The 18,264-nt window shown below is 67.0% G+C and carries 11 protein-coding genes; 10 read left to right on the forward strand and 1 reads right to left on the reverse strand.

Translation table 11 applies throughout. The annotated features are described in order from the left end of the window. Positions 1-138 precede the first annotated feature (138 nt). The 10 genes from rplK to tuf all read left to right on the forward strand — a co-directional run bounded on the left by rplK (position 139) and on the right by tuf (position 16,033). Positions 139-573 carry a 50S ribosomal protein L11 gene (rplK, locus tag ACFVXE_RS13360; RefSeq protein WP_030977920.1) on the forward strand — a complete coding sequence of 145 codons (435 nt, stop codon included), beginning with the start codon at positions 139-141 and terminating at the stop codon, positions 571-573. A gap of 79 nt (positions 574-652) precedes the next feature. Beyond that, positions 653-1,375: a 50S ribosomal protein L1 gene (gene rplA, locus ACFVXE_RS13365; protein WP_030977922.1), complete on the forward strand. Its 723-nt coding sequence runs from the start codon at positions 653-655 to the stop codon at positions 1,373-1,375. 548 nt (positions 1,376-1,923) lie between these two features. Next, the gene (gene rplJ, locus ACFVXE_RS13370; RefSeq protein ID WP_030914107.1) at positions 1,924-2,484 is read left to right on the forward strand and encodes a 50S ribosomal protein L10; all 561 of its coding nucleotides are present in this window, start codon (positions 1,924-1,926) and stop codon (positions 2,482-2,484) included. Positions 2,485-2,569: 85 nt separating this feature from the next. Further along, positions 2,570-2,953: a 50S ribosomal protein L7/L12 gene (rplL, locus tag ACFVXE_RS13375; RefSeq protein ID WP_352265676.1), complete on the forward strand. Its 384-nt coding sequence runs from the start codon at positions 2,570-2,572 to the stop codon at positions 2,951-2,953. Positions 2,954-3,538: 585 nt separating this feature from the next. After that, entirely contained in the window at positions 3,539-7,024 is a 3,486-nt protein-coding gene (gene rpoB / locus ACFVXE_RS13380) for a DNA-directed RNA polymerase subunit beta (RefSeq protein WP_389671289.1), read from the forward strand. A gap of 98 nt (positions 7,025-7,122) precedes the next feature. After that, positions 7,123-11,022: a DNA-directed RNA polymerase subunit beta' gene (locus tag ACFVXE_RS13385; protein ID WP_389671290.1), complete on the forward strand. Its 3,900-nt coding sequence runs from the start codon at positions 7,123-7,125 to the stop codon at positions 11,020-11,022. A 644-nt stretch (positions 11,023-11,666) separates the two neighbouring features. After that, positions 11,667-12,038, forward strand: coding sequence for a 30S ribosomal protein S12 (rpsL, locus tag ACFVXE_RS13390; RefSeq protein ID WP_003948652.1), 372 nt, complete (start codon positions 11,667-11,669; stop codon positions 12,036-12,038). A gap of 2 nt (positions 12,039-12,040) precedes the next feature. Further along, positions 12,041-12,511, forward strand: a complete 471-nt coding sequence (gene rpsG, locus ACFVXE_RS13395) for a 30S ribosomal protein S7 (RefSeq protein ID WP_030977935.1) — start codon at positions 12,041-12,043, stop codon at positions 12,509-12,511. A 38-nt stretch (positions 12,512-12,549) separates the two neighbouring features. Beyond that, positions 12,550-14,679, forward strand: a complete 2,130-nt coding sequence (gene fusA / locus ACFVXE_RS13400) for an elongation factor G (protein WP_389671291.1) — start codon at positions 12,550-12,552, stop codon at positions 14,677-14,679. A gap of 160 nt (positions 14,680-14,839) precedes the next feature. Then, positions 14,840-16,033 carry an elongation factor Tu gene (tuf, locus tag ACFVXE_RS13405; RefSeq protein ID WP_328887563.1) on the forward strand — a complete coding sequence of 398 codons (1,194 nt, stop codon included), beginning with the start codon at positions 14,840-14,842 and terminating at the stop codon, positions 16,031-16,033. A 105-nt stretch (positions 16,034-16,138) separates the two neighbouring features. Here tuf and ACFVXE_RS13410 read toward each other — a convergent pair whose 3' ends face one another. Continuing rightward, entirely contained in the window at positions 16,139-18,208 is a 2,070-nt protein-coding gene (locus ACFVXE_RS13410) for a PIG-L family deacetylase (RefSeq protein ID WP_389671292.1), read from the reverse strand. Between the last annotated feature and the right edge of the window lie 56 nt (positions 18,209-18,264).

Here is an 18,264-nt window from a genome sequence, read left to right on the forward strand (position 1 = left end):
GGTCAGACAGGCTCTACAGCCTGTCTGACCTGCTCGGTTTTTGGTCGCGCAGCTATACCCGTTATCGTTGTGCGGTATGCCTGCATCCGGATGATCCGGATGACGGCGAAAAACTCTCACTAGGACCCGGAGAGAGCAATGCCTCCCAAGAAGAAGAAGGTCACGGGGCTTATCAAGCTCCAGATCAACGCCGGTGCGGCCAACCCGGCCCCGCCGGTCGGCCCCGCGCTCGGCCAGCACGGCGTCAACATCATGGAGTTCTGCAAGGCCTACAACGCCGCGACCGAGTCGCAGCGTGGCATGGTCGTGCCGGTGGAGATCACGGTCTACGACGACCGCTCCTTCACTTTCGTGACGAAGACCCCGCCGGCTGCCAAGCTCATCCTCAAGGCCGCAGGTGTGGACAAGGGCTCCGGCGAGCCGCACAAGACCAAGGTCGCGAAGCTCACGAGCGCCCAGGTCCGCGAGATCGCCACGGTCAAGATGCCCGACCTGAACGCCAACGACCTGGACGCCGCGTCGAAGATCATCGCCGGCACCGCCCGTTCCATGGGCATCACGGTCGAAGGCTGATCAGCCCCGTCGTCCCTCAGTGGTAGGGCCAAGCGCTGGCCCGCACCACGCCTCCACACCTGAAACCACAGGAGCAGCAGTGAAGCGCAGCAAGAACCTCCGCGCTGCGGACGCCAAGATCGACCGGGAGCGCAACTACGCCCCCCTCGAGGCCGTCCGTCTCGCCAAGGACACCGCCAGCACCAAGTTCGACGGCACCGTCGAGGTCGCGTTCTGCCTGGGTGTAGACCCGCGCAAGGCCGACCAGATGGTCCGTGGCACCGTGAACCTCCCGCACGGCACCGGCAAGACCGCCCGGGTCCTGGTCTTCGCGACCGGTGACCGTGCTGCGGCCGCGGAAGCCGCGGGCGCCGACATCGTCGGCGCCGACGAGCTCATCGACGAGGTGGCGAAGGGCCGTCTGGACTTCGACGCCGTCGTCGCCACTCCGGACCTCATGGGCAAGGTCGGCCGCCTCGGCCGCGTGCTCGGTCCGCGTGGTCTGATGCCGAACCCGAAGACCGGTACGGTCACCCCCGATGTCGTGAAGGCTGTCAACGACATCAAGGGCGGCAAGATCGAGTTCCGCGTCGACAAGCACTCGAACCTGCACTTCATCATCGGCAAGGTCTCCTTCGATGACACGAAGCTGGTCGAGAACTACGCCGCGGCGCTGGAGGAGATCCTCCGTCTGAAGCCGTCCGCCGCCAAGGGCCGCTACATCAAGAAGGCCACCCTGGCCACCACGATGGGCCCCGGCATCCCGCTGGACGGCAACCGCACCCGTAACCTCCTCGTCGAGGAGGACCCGGCCGCCGTCTGAGCCTCCGTGCTCGTCGACAGGCCGCGTCACGTGTGACATGGACGGGCCCCGCAACCTTTCGAGGTGCGGGGCCCGTTGTCGTACCCGGAGCGGAGGGCGCTGCCCGGCCCCGGGCCGGCGACGACGGGGCGGCCGGAAACCGTGCGGGACGGGGCTGCGGCGCCGTACGACGGGGGTGTGTGCCGCTACGGCCGCCCCCCGGCAACGAACGGCCACGACCGCCCCGTCCGGATGCCGGGGCGCCTCCGGTGGGCGATGGCGCCGCGTCTTAAACCTCCCGCACCGCCCGAACCGGGACGGATTTGCTCGGCGCGACCCCGGTCGCGTATTCTCCTACAGAAGCCAAAGACCGCTGGTCGTTGCTGTGCTCTCGCAAGAGGGAACAGTGACCGAAGGATCCGTTGAGTGCGGACGACCTGCGCAGGTGACTGTGGAAAGCTCCCGGACTTCGTTCGGTCGAGCTACGCCCTGGCGCCTGCGCCGGGGCGTTTCGTCTTTCCCCGGCCCCTTCTGAGCGGTCCTCATCACCCGGAAGGAGGCCGACGCTCATGGCAAGGCCCGACAAGGCTGCCGCGGTAGCCGAGCTCGCGGACCAGTTCCGCAGCTCGAACGCCGCTGTGCTGACCGAGTACCGGGGTCTCACCGTGGCACAGCTCAAGCAGCTGCGCCGTTCGCTCGGTGAGAACGCCCAGTACGCCGTGGTGAAGAACACGCTGACCAAGATTGCGGCCAACGAGGCCGGGATCGACACGCTGGACGACCTGTTCGCAGGCCCGACGGCGGTTGCCTTCGTCACCGGTGACCCGGTGGAGTCGGCGAAGGGTCTTCGTGACTTCGCCAAGGACAACCCGAACCTCATCATCAAGGGCGGTGTCCTTGACGGTAAGGCGCTGTCCGCCGATGAGATCAAGAAGCTCGCGGACCTCGAGTCCCGCGAGGTTCTGCTCGCCAAGGTGGCCGGTGGAATCAAGGCGTCGATGGCCAAGGCCGCGGCGACTTTCCAGGCCCCGCTGTCGGAGTTCGTCCGCACCGCGGACGCCCTTCGCGCCAAGGTCGAGCAGGGCGGTGCCGGTACGCCGGCTCCCGCCGACGCCGAGGTGGCGGAGTAACACTCCGCCCCACGGCTCGCAGCGGGCCCGTACGCCCGCCTTCATATACACCCGGCACCTGCCGACTTAGTGGAAGGACGCCATCATGGCGAAGCTGTCCCAGGACGAGCTGCTCGAGCAGTTCGAGACCCTGACCCTCATCGAGCTCTCCGAGTTCGTCAAGGCGTTCGAGGAGAAGTTCGACGTCAAGGCTGCCGCTCCGGTCGCCGTTGCCGCCGCCGGTGGCGCTGCTGCCGCCGCCGAGGCCGTCGAGGAGCAGGACGAGTTCGACGTCATCCTCACCGGCGCCGGCGAGAAGAAGATCCAGGTCATCAAGGTCGTGCGTGAGCTGACCTCGCTCGGTCTCAAGGAGGCCAAGGACCTCGTCGACGGCGCCCCGAAGCCCGTCCTCGAGAAGGTCGCCAAGGAGGCCGCCGAGAAGGCTGCCGAGTCCCTCAAGGGCGCCGGCGCCTCGGTCGAGGTCAAGTGACCCTGCGAGTCATCTGACTCGTCTGGACTGCTCGTGCCGCGCGGCACGGACGTCACATCGCGGAGGGCGATCACCCATCAGGGTGATCGCCCTTCGGCGTACCCGAGACGGTTGCCTTGCTCTTCCCCGGTTGACGAGTATGGTGATCTTCGCCGTACGCCTCTCGGGGCCGCCGGCGGGTGCGGAGAAGGCCCCGGGGGCGCCGTCCTGACCGGGGGGCCTTGACGAACCGCACGTGGCGCGCAATTCTCAGGACGCGTCGTCACATCGATCCGGATCCGAGGCATGGATCGATGACGAAGAGGGCAGTAAAGAAGAGCGCATCCCGCGCGAGGGCGATTCATAGGTGTTGAGAACAGCTGTTGCGAGTTTCGAGGGTCTCTGAGAACCCGGACTGGACATCAGTGTGCCGTTTGGCTACACTGACCCTTTGCGCTGCCTGTTAGCTGCCTCCTGCCCGTCACCAGGGGCATGCCCACGCTTGAGCATCGATGATCGACTTCCCTGACCTGGGATTTCTGTCTCCGTGTCCAACTTGGGACCGGTACGCGCGTAGTGAGTCCGAGCCCTCGGAAGGACCCCCTCTTGGCCGCCTCGCGCAACGCCTCGACCGCGAATACGAACAACGGTGCCAGCACCGCCCCGCTGCGCATCTCTTTTGCAAAGATCAAGGAGCCCCTCGAGGTTCCGAACCTCCTCGCGCTGCAGACCGAGAGCTTTGACTGGCTCCTCGGCAATGCCGCCTGGAAGGCTCGCGTCGAGGCTGCTCTGGACAGTGGACAAGACGTCCCCACCAAGTCCGGCCTGGAGGAGATCTTCGAGGAGATTTCACCGATCGAGGACTTCTCCGGGTCGATGTCGCTTACGTTCCGCGACCACCGCTTCGAGCCCCCGAAGAACTCGATCGACGAGTGCAAGGAGCGCGACTTCACGTTCGCCGCCCCGCTCTTCGTCACGGCCGAGTTCACCAACAACGAGACCGGCGAGATCAAGTCCCAGACGGTCTTCATGGGCGACTTCCCGCTCATGACCAACAAGGGCACCTTCGTCATCAACGGCACCGAGCGTGTCGTCGTGTCGCAGCTCGTCCGCTCGCCGGGTGTCTACTTCGACTCCTCCATCGACAAGACGTCCGACAAGGACATCTTCTCCGCCAAGATCATCCCGTCCCGGGGTGCCTGGCTGGAGATGGAGATCGACAAGCGCGACATGGTCGGTGTCCGTATCGACCGCAAGCGCAAGCAGTCCGTGACCGTTCTCCTGAAGGCTCTCGGTTGGACCACCGAGCAGATCCTCGAGGAGTTCGGCGAGTACGAGTCGATGCGCGCCACCCTGGAGAAGGACCACACCCAGGGCCAGGACGACGCGCTGCTCGACATCTACCGCAAGCTGCGCCCGGGCGAGCCGCCCACCCGCGAGGCTGCTCAGACGCTGCTCGAGAACCTCTACTTCAACCCGAAGCGCTACGACCTCGCGAAGGTCGGCCGCTACAAGGTGAACAAGAAGCTCGGCGCCGAAGAGCCGCTGGACGCCGGCGTGCTCACCACCGACGACGTCATCGCGACCATCAAGTACCTGGTCAAGCTGCACGCCGGGGAGACCGAGACGGTTGGCGAGTCCGGCCGGACGATCGTCGTCGAGACCGACGACATCGACCACTTCGGCAACCGGCGTCTGCGCAACGTCGGCGAGCTCATCCAGAACCAGGTCCGTACGGGTCTCGCCCGTATGGAGCGCGTCGTGCGTGAGCGCATGACGACCCAGGACGTCGAGGCGATCACGCCGCAGACCCTGATCAACATCCGGCCGGTCGTCGCCTCCATCAAGGAGTTCTTCGGCACCAGCCAGCTGTCGCAGTTCATGGACCAGAACAACCCGCTGTCGGGTCTCACCCACAAGCGCCGCCTGTCGGCTCTTGGCCCGGGTGGTCTCTCCCGTGAGCGGGCCGGCTTCGAGGTCCGTGACGTGCACCCGTCCCACTACGGACGCATGTGCCCGATCGAGACCCCTGAAGGCCCGAACATCGGTCTGATCGGTTCGCTCGCCTCGTACGGACGCGTCAACGCGTTCGGCTTCATCGAGACGCCGTACCGCAAGGTCGTCGACGGCCAGGTCACCGACGAGGTCGACTACATCACCGCGGACGAGGAAGACCGCTTCGTGATCGCCCAGGCGAACGCGACGCTCTCCGAGGACATGCGGTTCACCGAGCCCCGCGTCCTGGTCCGCCGTCGTGGCGGAGAGGTCGACTACATCCCGGGCGACGACGTCGACTACATGGACGTCTCGCCGCGCCAGATGGTGTCCGTCGCCACCGCGATGATCCCGTTCCTGGAGCACGACGACGCCAACCGTGCCCTCATGGGCGCGAACATGATGCGTCAGGCGGTGCCGCTGATCAAGTCGGAGGCTCCGCTCGTCGGCACGGGCATGGAGTACCGCTGCGCCACCGACGCCGGTGACGTCCTGAAGGCCGAGAAGGACGGTGTCGTCCAGGAGGTCTCCGCGGACTACATCACCGTCACCAACGACGACGGCACGTACACCACGTACCGCATCGCCAAGTTCTCGCGCTCCAACCAGGGCACCTCGGTCAACCAGAAGGTCGTCGTCTCCGAGGGCGACCGGGTCATCGAGGGCCAGGTCCTCGCCGACGGGCCGGCCACCGAGAACGGTGAGATGGCGCTCGGCAAGAACCTGCTCGTGGCGTTCATGCCGTGGGAGGGTCACAACTACGAGGACGCGATCATCCTGTCGCAGCGCCTCGTGCAGGACGACGTCCTCTCCTCGATCCACATCGAGGAGCACGAGGTCGACGCCCGTGACACCAAGCTCGGCCCGGAGGAGATCACCCGGGACATCCCGAACGTCTCCGAAGAGGTCCTCGCCGACCTCGACGAGCGCGGCATCATCCGTATCGGTGCCGAGGTCGTCGCCGGCGACATCCTCGTCGGCAAGGTCACGCCCAAGGGTGAGACCGAGCTGACCCCGGAGGAGCGCCTGCTCCGTGCGATCTTCGGTGAGAAGGCGCGCGAGGTGCGCGACACCTCGCTGAAGGTGCCGCACGGTGAGATCGGCAAGGTCATCGGCGTCCGCGTCTTCGACCGCGAAGAGGGCGACGAGCTGCCGCCGGGCGTGAACCAGCTGGTCCGCGTCTACGTCGCGCAGAAGCGCAAGATCACCGATGGTGACAAGCTCGCCGGCCGTCACGGCAACAAGGGCGTCATCTCGAAGATCCTCCCGATCGAGGACATGCCGTTCCTGGAGGACGGCACCCCGGTCGACATCATCCTCAACCCGCTGGGTGTCCCGTCCCGAATGAACCCGGGACAGGTCCTGGAGATCCACCTCGGCTGGCTCGCCAGCCGCGGCTGGGACGTCTCCGGCCTCGGTGACGAGTGGGCCAAGCGCCTGCAGGCCATCGGCGCCGACCAGGTCGCCCCCGGCACCAACGTCGCCACGCCCGTCTTCGACGGTGCGCGCGAGGACGAGATCTCCGGTCTCTTCGAGGCCACGATCCCGAACCGCGACGGCGACCGGCTGGTCCAGCCCTCCGGCAAGGCCAACCTGTTCGACGGCCGCTCCGGCGAGCCGTTCCCGGAGCCGGTTTCGGTCGGCTACATGTACATCCTCAAGCTCCACCACCTCGTCGACGACAAGCTGCACGCTCGTTCGACGGGTCCGTACTCCATGATCACCCAGCAGCCGCTGGGTGGTAAGGCTCAGTTCGGTGGACAGCGCTTCGGTGAGATGGAGGTGTGGGCGCTGGAGGCTTATGGCGCCGCTTACGCCCTCCAGGAGCTGCTGACGATCAAGTCCGACGACGTGACCGGCCGCGTGAAGGTCTACGAGGCCATCGTCAAGGGCGAGAACATCCCCGAGCCGGGCATCCCTGAGTCCTTCAAGGTGCTTATCAAGGAAATGCAGTCGCTCTGCCTCAACGTGGAGGTGCTGTCCTCGGACGGCATGTCCATCGAGATGCGCGACACGGACGAGGACGTCTTCCGCGCGGCGGAGGAGCTCGGTATCGACCTGTCCCGGCGAGAGCCGAGCAGCGTCGAAGAGGTCTGACGGGCTGGCCGGCCGCCCCGCTCAGGGGCGGCCGGCTCTCCCCGGACCCGTTCAGACCATTGATTGAGACTCGACCCCGAAAGAGGGATTGACGACAAGTGCTCGACGTCAACTTCTTCGACGAGCTGCGGATCGGCCTTGCCACCGCGGACGACATCCGGACCTGGTCGCACGGCGAAGTGAAGAAGCCGGAGACCATCAACTACCGCACGCTCAAGCCCGAAAAGGACGGACTCTTCTGCGAGAAGATCTTCGGTCCGACCCGGGACTGGGAGTGCTACTGCGGCAAGTACAAGCGTGTCCGCTTCAAGGGCATCATCTGTGAGCGTTGTGGCGTGGAGGTCACGCGCGCCAAGGTGCGTCGTGAGCGCATGGGCCACATCGAGCTTGCCGCCCCCGTCACCCACATCTGGTACTTCAAGGGCGTCCCGTCGCGCCTCGGCTACCTGCTTGATCTCGCGCCGAAGGACCTCGAGAAGGTCATCTACTTCGCCGCGTACATGATCACGTTCGTGGACGAGGAGCGCCGTACGCGTGACCTGCCCTCGCTGGAGGCGCACGTCTCCGTCGAGCGTCAGCAGGTCGAGAACCGTCGCGACTCCGACCTGGAGGCCCGCGCCAAGAAGCTCGAGACCGACCTGGCCGAGCTGGAGGCCGAGGGCGCCAAGGCCGACGTGCGCCGCAAGGTGCGCGAAGGTGCCGAGCGCGAGATGAAGCAGCTGCGCGACCGTGCGCAGCGCGAGATCGACCGCCTCGACGAGGTGTGGAGCCGCTTCAAGAACCTCAAGGTCCAGGACCTCGAGGGCGACGAGCTGCTCTACCGCGAGCTGCGTGACCGCTTCGGCACGTACTTCGACGGCTCCATGGGTGCCGCTGCCCTGCAGAAGCGCCTGGAGTCCTTCGACCTCGACGAGGAGGCCGAGCGCCTCCGCGAGATCATCCGTACCGGCAAGGGCCAGAAGAAGACCCGTGCGCTCAAGCGCCTCAAGGTCGTCTCCGCGTTCCTGCAGACCAGCAACAGCCCCAAGGGCATGGTGCTCGACTGCGTGCCGGTCATCCCGCCGGACCTGCGTCCGATGGTGCAGCTGGACGGTGGCCGCTTCGCGACCTCCGACCTGAACGACCTGTACCGCCGTGTGATCAACCGCAACAACCGCCTCAAGCGTCTCCTTGACCTCGGTGCCCCCGAGATCATCGTGAACAACGAGAAGCGGATGCTGCAGGAGGCCGTCGACGCGCTGTTCGACAACGGCCGCCGCGGTCGCCCGGTCACCGGTCCCGGCAACCGCCCGCTGAAGTCCCTGAGCGACATGCTCAAGGGCAAGCAGGGTCGTTTCCGTCAGAACCTTCTCGGTAAGCGTGTGGACTACTCCGCGCGTTCCGTGATCGTCGTCGGTCCGCAGCTGAAGCTGCACCAGTGCGGTCTGCCGAAGGCGATGGCGCTGGAGCTCTTCAAGCCGTTCGTGATGAAGCGCCTGGTCGACCTGAACCACGCGCAGAACATCAAGTCGGCCAAGCGCATGGTCGAGCGCGGCCGCACCGTGGTGTACGACGTCCTCGAAGAGGTCATCGCCGAGCACCCGGTGCTGCTGAACCGTGCACCGACCCTGCACCGCCTCGGCATCCAGGCCTTCGAGCCGCAGCTGGTCGAGGGCAAGGCCATCCAGATCCACCCGCTCGTCTGCACCGCGTTCAACGCGGACTTCGACGGTGACCAGATGGCCGTGCACCTGCCGCTCTCCGCGGAGGCGCAGGCCGAGGCCCGCATCCTGATGCTGTCCTCGAACAACATCCTGAAGCCGGCCGACGGTCGTCCCGTCACCATGCCGACCCAGGACATGGTGCTGGGCCTGTTCTTCCTCACCACGGACGAGGAGGAGCGCAAGGTCGTCGGCCAGGGCCGTTCCTTCGGTTCCACGGCCGAGGCGATCATGGCCTTCGACGCCCGGGAGCTCTCGCTCCAGGCGAAGGTCGACATCCGCTTCCCGGTGGGCACCATCCCGCCGCGTGGCTGGGTGCCGCCGGTCGCCGAGGAAGGCGAGCAGGAGTACCAGCAGGGCGACACGTTCCGGCTGCGTACGTCCCTGGGCCGCGCGCTCTTCAACGAGCTGCTGCCCGAGGACTACCCGTTCGTCGACTACTCGGTGGGCAAGAAGCAGCTCTCCGAGATCGTCAACGACCTGGCCGAGCGCTACCCCAAGGTGATCGTGGCGGCGACGCTCGACAACCTGAAGGCGGCCGGTTTCCACTGGGCGACGCGTTCCGGTGTCACCGTGGCCATCTCCGACGTCGTCGTGCCCGAGGCCAAGAAGGCCATCGTCGCGGGTTACGAGGCGCAGGACGAGAAGGTCCAGAAGCAGTACGAGCGCGGTCTGATCACCAAGGACGAGCGCACGCAGGAGCTCATCCAGATCTGGACCAAGGCGACCAACGAGGTTGCCGAGGCGATGAACGCGAACTTCCCCAAGACGAACCCCATCTTCATGATGGTTGACTCGGGTGCCCGAGGAAACATGATGCAGATGCGTCAGATCGCGGGTATGCGTGGTCTGGTGTCGAACGCGAAGAACGAGACCATCCCGCGTCCGATCAAGGCGTCCTTCCGTGAGGGCCTCACCGTTCTGGAGTACTTCATCTCCACGCACGGTGCCCGTAAGGGTCTGGCGGACACCGCCCTGCGTACCGCCGACTCGGGTTACCTGACCCGTCGTCTGGTGGACGTCTCGCAGGACGTGATCATTCGCGAGGAGGACTGCGGCACCGACCGTGGCCTCAAGCTGAAGATCGCGGTCAAGGGCGAGGACGGCGTGCTCCGCAAGACGGACGACGTCGAGACCTCGGTCTACGCCCGCATGCTCGCCGAGGACGTCGTCGTCGACGGCAAGGTCATCGCGCCTGCCAACGTCGACCTCGGTGACGTCCTGATCGACGCCCTGGTGGGCGCCGGCGTCGAGGAGGTCAAGACCCGTTCGGTCCTGACCTGTGAGTCCGCGGTCGGCACCTGTGCCTTCTGCTACGGACGCTCGCTCGCCACCGGCAAGCTGGTCGACATCGGTGAGGCGGTCGGCATCATCGCGGCCCAGTCCATCGGTGAGCCCGGTACCCAGCTGACGATGCGTACCTTCCACACCGGTGGTGTGGCCGGTGACGACATCACCCAGGGTCTGCCCCGAGTCGTCGAGCTCTTCGAAGCCCGTACGCCCAAGGGTGTCGCCCCGATCTCGGAGGCGGCCGGCCGCATCCGTATCGAGGAGACCGAGAAGACCAAGAAGATCGTCGTCACCCCGGACGACGGCAGCGACGAGACGCCGTTCCCGATCTCGAAGCGTGCCCGTCTGCTCGTGGGCGAGGGCGACCACGTCGAGGTGGGCCAGAAGCTCACCGTGGGTGCCACCAACCCGCACGACGTGCTGCGCATCCTCGGTCAGCGCGCGGTCCAGGTCCACCTGGTCGGCGAAGTCCAGAAGGTCTACAACTCGCAGGGCGTGTCGATCCACGACAAGCACATCGAGATCATCATCCGGCAGATGCTGCGCCGTGTGACGATCATCGAGTCCGGCGACGCGGAGCTGCTGCCGGGCGAGCTGGTCGAGCGGTCGAAGTTCGAGACCGAGAACCGTCGTGTGGTCACCGAGGGCGGTCACCCCGCCTCCGGCCGTCCGCAGCTGATGGGTATCACCAAGGCCTCGCTCGCGACCGAGTCGTGGCTGTCGGCGGCGTCCTTCCAGGAGACGACCAGGGTCCTGACCGACGCGGCGATCAACGCCAAGTCGGACTCCCTGATCGGCCTCAAGGAGAACGTCATCATCGGTAAGCTCATCCCGGCCGGTACGGGTCTGTCCCGCTACCGCAACATCCGGGTCGAGCCGACCGAGGAGGCCAAGGCCGCGATGTACTCGGCCGTCGGCTACGACGACATCGACTACTCGCCGTTCGGCACGGGCTCCGGCCAGGCCGTTCCGCTGGAGGACTACGACTACGGTCCGTACAACCAGTAAGCGAGTCGTCTGACCGACCGAAGGGCGGCCACCCCGTACGTGACGGGGTGGCCGCCCTTCGGCATGCGCCCCTGACGGAGGCTGTGGCGCCGTGAGTCCCGGACGGTCCCCCCGTTGGCCACGCGCCGTCCGGGGTGCCGTCCACGGCCCGGGGCGCCCGCTTCCCGGGCCCGCCGGGGGACGTCCCGGCCGGCCGGGACCTCCTGGGGTACGTTCCAGGGGAGTCCCGGACCCACCCCGGCGTTCCTCCGGCTCCGTCCCGCAGCGGCGGGGCGGTCGACCGCGCGCGTGCGCACCGGGCTGACCTGTGCTTATTCAGCGACGGTGAAGGTGACGTGATCATGTGCGGGGAACGACTGGTTTGTGCCGGGTGGTGAACGGGACGCGACGCTCAGTCCCGCGTGTCGCGGCGGACAGCATTTGTTTTGACCGGAGTCCGTGAGGTAGGTACGCTCAGACCTTGTGCCTGGGGTGTGCCTGGGCTCGTGTGCGTGTCCTCAACCGCATCGAGTCTGTCAGTGGCCACCGCAATCTGCGCCCTTCTGCCTACGGGCAGCAGTCTGCAGTATTCGACACACCCGACCGCGTGGGTCGGAGATGTTCCAGGTTAGTTTCACGAACGGCACACAGAAACCGGAGAAGTAGTGCCTACGATCCAGCAGCTGGTCCGGAAGGGCCGGCAGGACAAGGTCGAGAAGAACAAGACGCCCGCGCTTGAGGGTTCGCCCCAGCGCCGCGGCGTCTGCACGCGTGTGTTCACGACCACCCCGAAGAAGCCGAACTCGGCCCTCCGTAAGGTCGCGCGTGTGCGTCTGACCTCCGGCATCGAGGTCACGGCCTACATCCCGGGTGAGGGACACAACCTGCAGGAGCACTCCATCGTGCTCGTGCGTGGTGGCCGTGTGAAGGACCTGCCGGGTGTTCGTTACAAGATCATCCGCGGCTCCCTTGACACCCAGGGTGTCAAGAACCGCAAGCAGGCCCGCAGCCGCTACGGCGCCAAGAAGGAGAAGTAAGAATGCCTCGTAAGGGCCCCGCCCCGAAGCGCCCGGTCATCATCGACCCGGTCTACGGTTCTCCTCTTGTCACCTCGCTGATCAACAAGATCCTGCTCAACGGCAAGCGTTCCACTGCCGAGCGGATCGTGTACGGCGCCATGGAAGGCCTCCGCGAGAAGACCGGCAACGACCCGGTCATCACGCTGAAGCGCGCGCTTGAGAACGTCAAGCCCTCGCTCGAGGTCAAGTCCCGCCGTGTCGGTGGCGCCACCTACCAGGTGCCGATCGAGGTCAAGCCCGGTCGCGCCGCCACCCTCGCACTGCGCTGGGTCGTGGGTTACTCCCGCGCCCGCCGCGAGAAGACGATGACCGAGCGCCTCATGAACGAGCTGCTCGACGCCTCCAACGGTCTTGGCGCTGCCGTCAAGAAGCGCGAGGACACCCACAAGATGGCCGAGTCCAACAAGGCCTTCGCGCACTACCGCTGGTAGTCGCTACCCACATCGAGACCGAGAGAAGATTGAGCCTTATGGCCACCACTTCGCTTGACCTGGCCAAGGTCCGCAACATCGGGATCATGGCCCACATCGACGCGGGCAAGACGACCACCACTGAGCGGATCCTGTTCTACACCGGTGTTTCGTACAAGATCGGTGAAGTCCACGACGGCGCTGCCACGATGGACTGGATGGAGCAGGAGCAGGAGCGCGGCATCACGATCACGTCCGCCGCGACGACCTGTCACTGGCCGCTCAATGATGTTGACCACACCATCAACATCATCGACACCCCGGGTCACGTCGACTTCACCGTCGAGGTGGAGCGTTCGCTCCGCGTCCTCGACGGCGCCGTCACCGTGTTCGACGGAGTCGCCGGCGTCGAGCCGCAGTCCGAGACCGTCTGGCGTCAGGCGGACCGCTACGGCGTGCCGCGTATCTGCTTCGTCAACAAGCTCGACCGTACGGGTGCCGAGTTCCACCGCTGCGTCGACATGATCGTCGACCGCCTCGGTGCGGTCCCGCTCGTCATGCAGCTCCCCATCGGTGCCGAAGCCGACTTCAAGGGCGTCGTCGACCTCGTGTCGATGAAGGCCTTCGTGTGGCCGGAAGAGGCCCTCAAGGGCGAGATGTACGACACCGTCGACATCCCGGACACCCACATCGAGGCGGCTCAGGAGTGGCGCGGCAAGCTGCTCGAGGCCGTTTCCGAGAACGACGACGAGATGATGGAGCTGTACCTGGAGGGCGTCGAGCCCACCCAGGACCAGCTGCACGAGGCGATCCGTCGGATCACCCTCGCATCGAAGGGCGGCGCGGGCTCCGTCACCGTCACCCCGGTGTTCTGTGGCACGGCGTTCAAGAACAAGGGCGTCCAGCCCCTGCTCGACGCGGTCGTCCGCTACCTGCCTTCCCCCCTGGACGTCGAGGCCATCGAGGGCCACGACGTCAAGGACCCCGAGGTCGTCATCAAGCGCAAGCCCTCGGACGACGAGCCGTTCTCCGGCCTGGCGTTCAAGATCGCGAGCGACCCGCACCTCGGCAAGCTCACCTTCGTCCGGATCTACTCCGGTCGCCTCGAGGCCGGCACCGCGGTGCTGAACTCGGTCAAGGGCAAGAAGGAGCGCATCGGCAAGATCTACCGTATGCACGCGAACAAGCGTGAGGAGATCGCGTCGGTGGGTGCCGGTGACATCATCGCCGTCATGGGCCTGAAGCAGACCACCACCGGTGAGACGCTGTGCGACGACAAGAGCCCGGTGATCCTGGAGTCCATGGACTTCCCGGCGCCGGTCATCCAGGTCGCCATCGAGCCCAAGTCCAAGGGTGACCAGGAGAAGCTGGGTGTCGCCATCCAGCGCCTCTCCGAGGAGGACCCGTCCTTCCAGGTGCACTCCGACGAGGAGACCGGCCAGACCATCATCGGTGGTATGGGCGAGCTTCACCTCGAGGTGCTCGTCGACCGCATGAAGCGCGAGTTCCGCGTCGAGGCGAACGTCGGCAAGCCGCAGGTCGCGTACCGCGAGACGATCCGCAAGGCCGTCGAGCGCATCGACTACACGCACAAGAAGCAGACTGGTGGTACCGGCCAGTTCGCGAAGGTGCAGATCGCCCTCGAGCCCATCGAGGGTGGCGACGCCTCCTACGAGTTCGTCAACAAGGTCACCGGTGGCCGCATCCCCCGTGAGTACATCCCTTCGGTGGACGCGGGTGCTCAGGAAGCCATGCAGTTCGGCATCCTGGCCGGTTACGAGATGGTCGGCGTCCGCGTCACCCTTCTCGACGGTGGATACCACGAGGTCGACTCCTCCGAGCTCGCCTTCAAGATCGCCGGTTCGCAGGCGTTCAAGGAGGGTGCCCGCAAGGCGTCCCCGGTGCTCCTCGAGCCGATGATGGCCGTCGAGGTCACCACGCCCGAGGACTACATGGGCGATGTCATCGGCGACCTCAACTCCCGCCGTGGCCAGATCCAGGCCATGGAGGAGCGCAGCGGCGCTCGCGTCGTGAAGGGCCTCGTGCCCCTCTCGGAGATGTTCGGCTACGTCGGAGACCTCCGCAGCAAGACCTCGGGTCGCGCAAGCTACTCGATGCAGTTCGACTCCTACGCCGAGGTTCCGCGGAACGTCGCCGAGGAGATCATCGCGAAGGCCAAGGGCGAGTAACTCTCCCGAGCTCACGCTTTAGGCTTGTCACCGGAGCCTGGTGGGGCATTCGCCGCGGAGCGCAAGCGACGCGTCGGATGCCCCCGGCACCGGCATCCCAGCAAAGATCACCTGGCGCCGATGAAGCAAGGCGTACAGAACCACTCCACAGGAGGACCCAGTGGCGAAGGCGAAGTTCGAGCGGACTAAGCCGCACGTCAACATCGGCACCATCGGTCACATCGACCACGGTAAGACGACCCTCACGGCCGCCATTACCAAGGTGCTGCACGACGCGTACCCGGACCTGAACGAGGCCTCGGCCTTCGACCAGATCGACAAGGCTCCCGAGGAGCGCCAGCGCGGTATCACGATCTCGATCGCGCACGTCGAGTACCAGACGGAGTCGCGTCACTACGCGCACGTCGACTGCCCGGGTCACGCCGACTACATCAAGAACATGATCACGGGTGCGGCGCAGATGGACGGCGCCATCCTCGTGGTCGCCGCCACCGACGGCCCGATGCCGCAGACCAAGGAGCACGTGCTCCTGGCCCGCCAGGTCGGCGTTCCGTACATCGTCGTCGCCCTGAACAAGGCCGACATGGTGGACGACGAGGAGATCCTGGAGCTCGTCGAGCTCGAGGTCCGTGAGCTCCTCTCCGAGTACGAGTTCCCGGGCGACGACCTTCCGGTCGTCAAGGTCTCGGCGCTCAAGGCTCTTGAGGGTGACAAGGAGTGGGGCCAGACCGTCCTCGACCTGATGAAGGCCGTCGACGAGTCGATCCCGCAGCCCGAGCGTGACGTCGAGAAGCCGTTCCTGATGCCGATCGAGGACGTCTTCACGATCACCGGTCGTGGCACCGTCGTCACCGGTCGTATCGAGCGTGGTGTCCTCAAGGTCAACGAGACCGTTGACATCGTGGGCATCAAGCAGGAGAAGACCACCACCACGGTCACCGGCATCGAGATGTTCCGCAAGCTGCTCGACGAGGGCCAGGCCGGTGAGAACGTCGGTCTGCTTCTTCGTGGCATCAAGCGCGAGGACGTCGAGCGCGGCCAGGTCATCATCAAGCCGGGTTCGGTCACGCCGCACACCGAGTTCCAGGCGCAGTCCTACATCCTGTCGAAGGACGAGGGTGGCCGTCACACCCCGTTCTTCAACAACTACCGCCCGCAGTTCTACTTCCGTACCACGGACGTGACGGGCGTTGTGACCCTTCCCGAGGGCACCGAGATGGTCATGCCGGGTGACAACACCCTCATGAACGTCGTGCTGATCCAGCCGGTCGCCATGGAAGAGGGCCTGAAGTTCGCCATCCGTGAGGGTGGTCGGACCGTGGGCGCCGGCCAGGTCACCAAGATCCTCAAGTAATTACTTGACGGTCTGACCTGGTTGCTCCGCACAGAGCACCAAGAAGGGCCCCGGCCCGCCGCGCAAGCGGTGGACCGGGGCCCTTCCGCATGTCCCGGTACGGCGTCACGGACGCCAGAGCCAGGGGCGGGCGTCCGGTCCCAGGCCCACCACCGTCGGCCCTCCCGCGTCCCCGGAGTGCAGCGACGGGCCGTCGAGCGCCACCGGGCCGCGGGACCGTACGGACAGTCCCACGGCGGTGAGGAGCTGGATCCGGCCCGCCTCGGTGCGGCCCAGCAGCACCTCCCCGGCGGCCGAGCGGACGGAGGCGACCGGACCGTATCCGTCGAAGCCGCCCCGGTCCGCCGTGCTCCCCTCACGTACGACCGTCAGTGCCGCGCGCGCCGCCGCCCGGTAGAGCAGCTCCACGGATCCGTCCGTGCCGACCCGGACACCCGGCCCGTCACCGGGCACCGGCGCCCCCTGGACCGGCGGGTGGGCGGTCAGCGCGGCTCCGGGCGTGCGCTGGGTCCAGTGGTGCACCGTGTGATGCCCGGCGCCGAACACATGGACCAGGCCGCGCCCGTCCACCACGGTGCCCAGCCCGTCCTGGACCTCGCCGCCGCCCATGTCGCGCCATCCGCTCCACCGGTCGGAGGCATCGCGCACCCTGGTACTCACGCCCTTGTCCGCGTTCCGTACGAAGAGATGGACCCGCCCGTCGGGTGCGGTCACCGCCACCGGGACTCCGATCCGGCGGCCCCGGCCGCGGTTGTTCCGCTCCGGGTTGCCCAGCCCCCACCAGGCACGGAAGGAACCGCCGCGGGAGCGCTGTTCGAGGAGCACGATCTCCCGCTCGTCGGCCGCCCCGTGCCCGCTGAGCGCCGCGAGGCGCAGCCCGAACAGCAGCTGTCTGCCGTCGGCCGTCACGGCCCCGCCCAGGACCGGCGTGAGGGGGCCGCCGCCGAGGTCGTCCGGTTCGCCCCAGACCCCGCTGCCCGGCGCGGTCTCGCGCCACCGGACCGCCCGCAGCCCCAGCACGCCGTATGCGCAGAGCCGCCCGTCCGGATCCGCGGTGACGGCCGGGCGGGGGCCCGGATAGCGGTAGCGGGTGGCTCGTACCCAGCCCTTCCGATTGGTCAGCGGCCGGTCGCCGCCCACGTTGTAGTCCCCGCACCCCGCCGGGTTGCCGCACCGCCAGTCGGCCCCGCCGCCGTACGGAACCAGATGTGCCGCCTTCTCCGCCAGAACGCGGCGCGGCAGGTTCTTCGGCCAGTGCCGGTTGTAGTAGCCCCGGAACGCGGTGGTGACGAACCGCGGCACGGCCCCGCCGCCTGCGGTGGCGCGGGTCACCCACCGGATCAGTGCCACCCACGCGAACGAGGCGGCCGCGGTGTGGTCGGGGTGGTCGGAATAGCCCGGCTGCTCGCTGTCCCGGCGGCGGACGGCCTCGGAGCTGTGCTGGATGTCCGGGTCGGGGTCCATGGTGTGGACGACGGTCGGCCGGTAGCGCTCGAACAGCCCGACGAGGACGTCGATCAGCTCGTCGTAGGTGTACGAACCGGCCCGCTGCAGGGGCGAGCCCTCGGCGACCACGGTGGGGAGGCGCATCGCCCGGTCCTGCCAGAGGGAGGGCAGCCCCAGCCTGCCGCGGCCGGCGTGCATCGCCGTGTTGAGGAAGATCAGTTCGACCCGCTGCCCGCCGGTGCCGGTCAGGGTGTCGATCTCGGCCCGGAGCCCGCCGGCCAGCCCGAGTACGGTCCTGTGCCATGGGCTGAACACCGGCAGGCCGAGCTGGACGGCGTACGACTGGCGGAGCCCCTGGTGTCGGGCGGAGGAGTAGGCGGACCTGTCCGCGGGGGGCAGCGACCGGCCGGGGATCCTGTTGACGCCGACGGCCTCACCGGCTGTGAGGTACACGCACACCAGCGGTGTCCCGGCGTCCAGGGCCTGCTGGGTGTCCGGGTTCATGAAGTACAGGTCGTCGTCGGGGTGGGCGAGGAGCTGCATCACCAGGGCCGGCCGGGCGCCGTCGATCGGCATGCCGGGGAGCGGGTCGGCGAAGGGTTCGGTGCGCCGGGGAACCGGTACGGAGCATGCGCCGACGCCCGTCAGGGCAGCCGCCGCGGCTGCCGCGACGACGGTGCGCCGCCGTGCTCCGCCGCCGCCGTGTCCCGGCCCGGACCGATCCGCCACGCCGTCCGCTCCGTCCGCTCACTTCCGTCGAAGCGGCCGGTCGAGGACGCCTCGAG

The sequence above is a fragment of the Streptomyces sp. NPDC058231 genome, from assembly GCF_042882275.1.
In the GTDB taxonomy this organism is placed as follows: domain Bacteria; phylum Actinomycetota; class Actinomycetes; order Streptomycetales; family Streptomycetaceae; genus Streptomyces.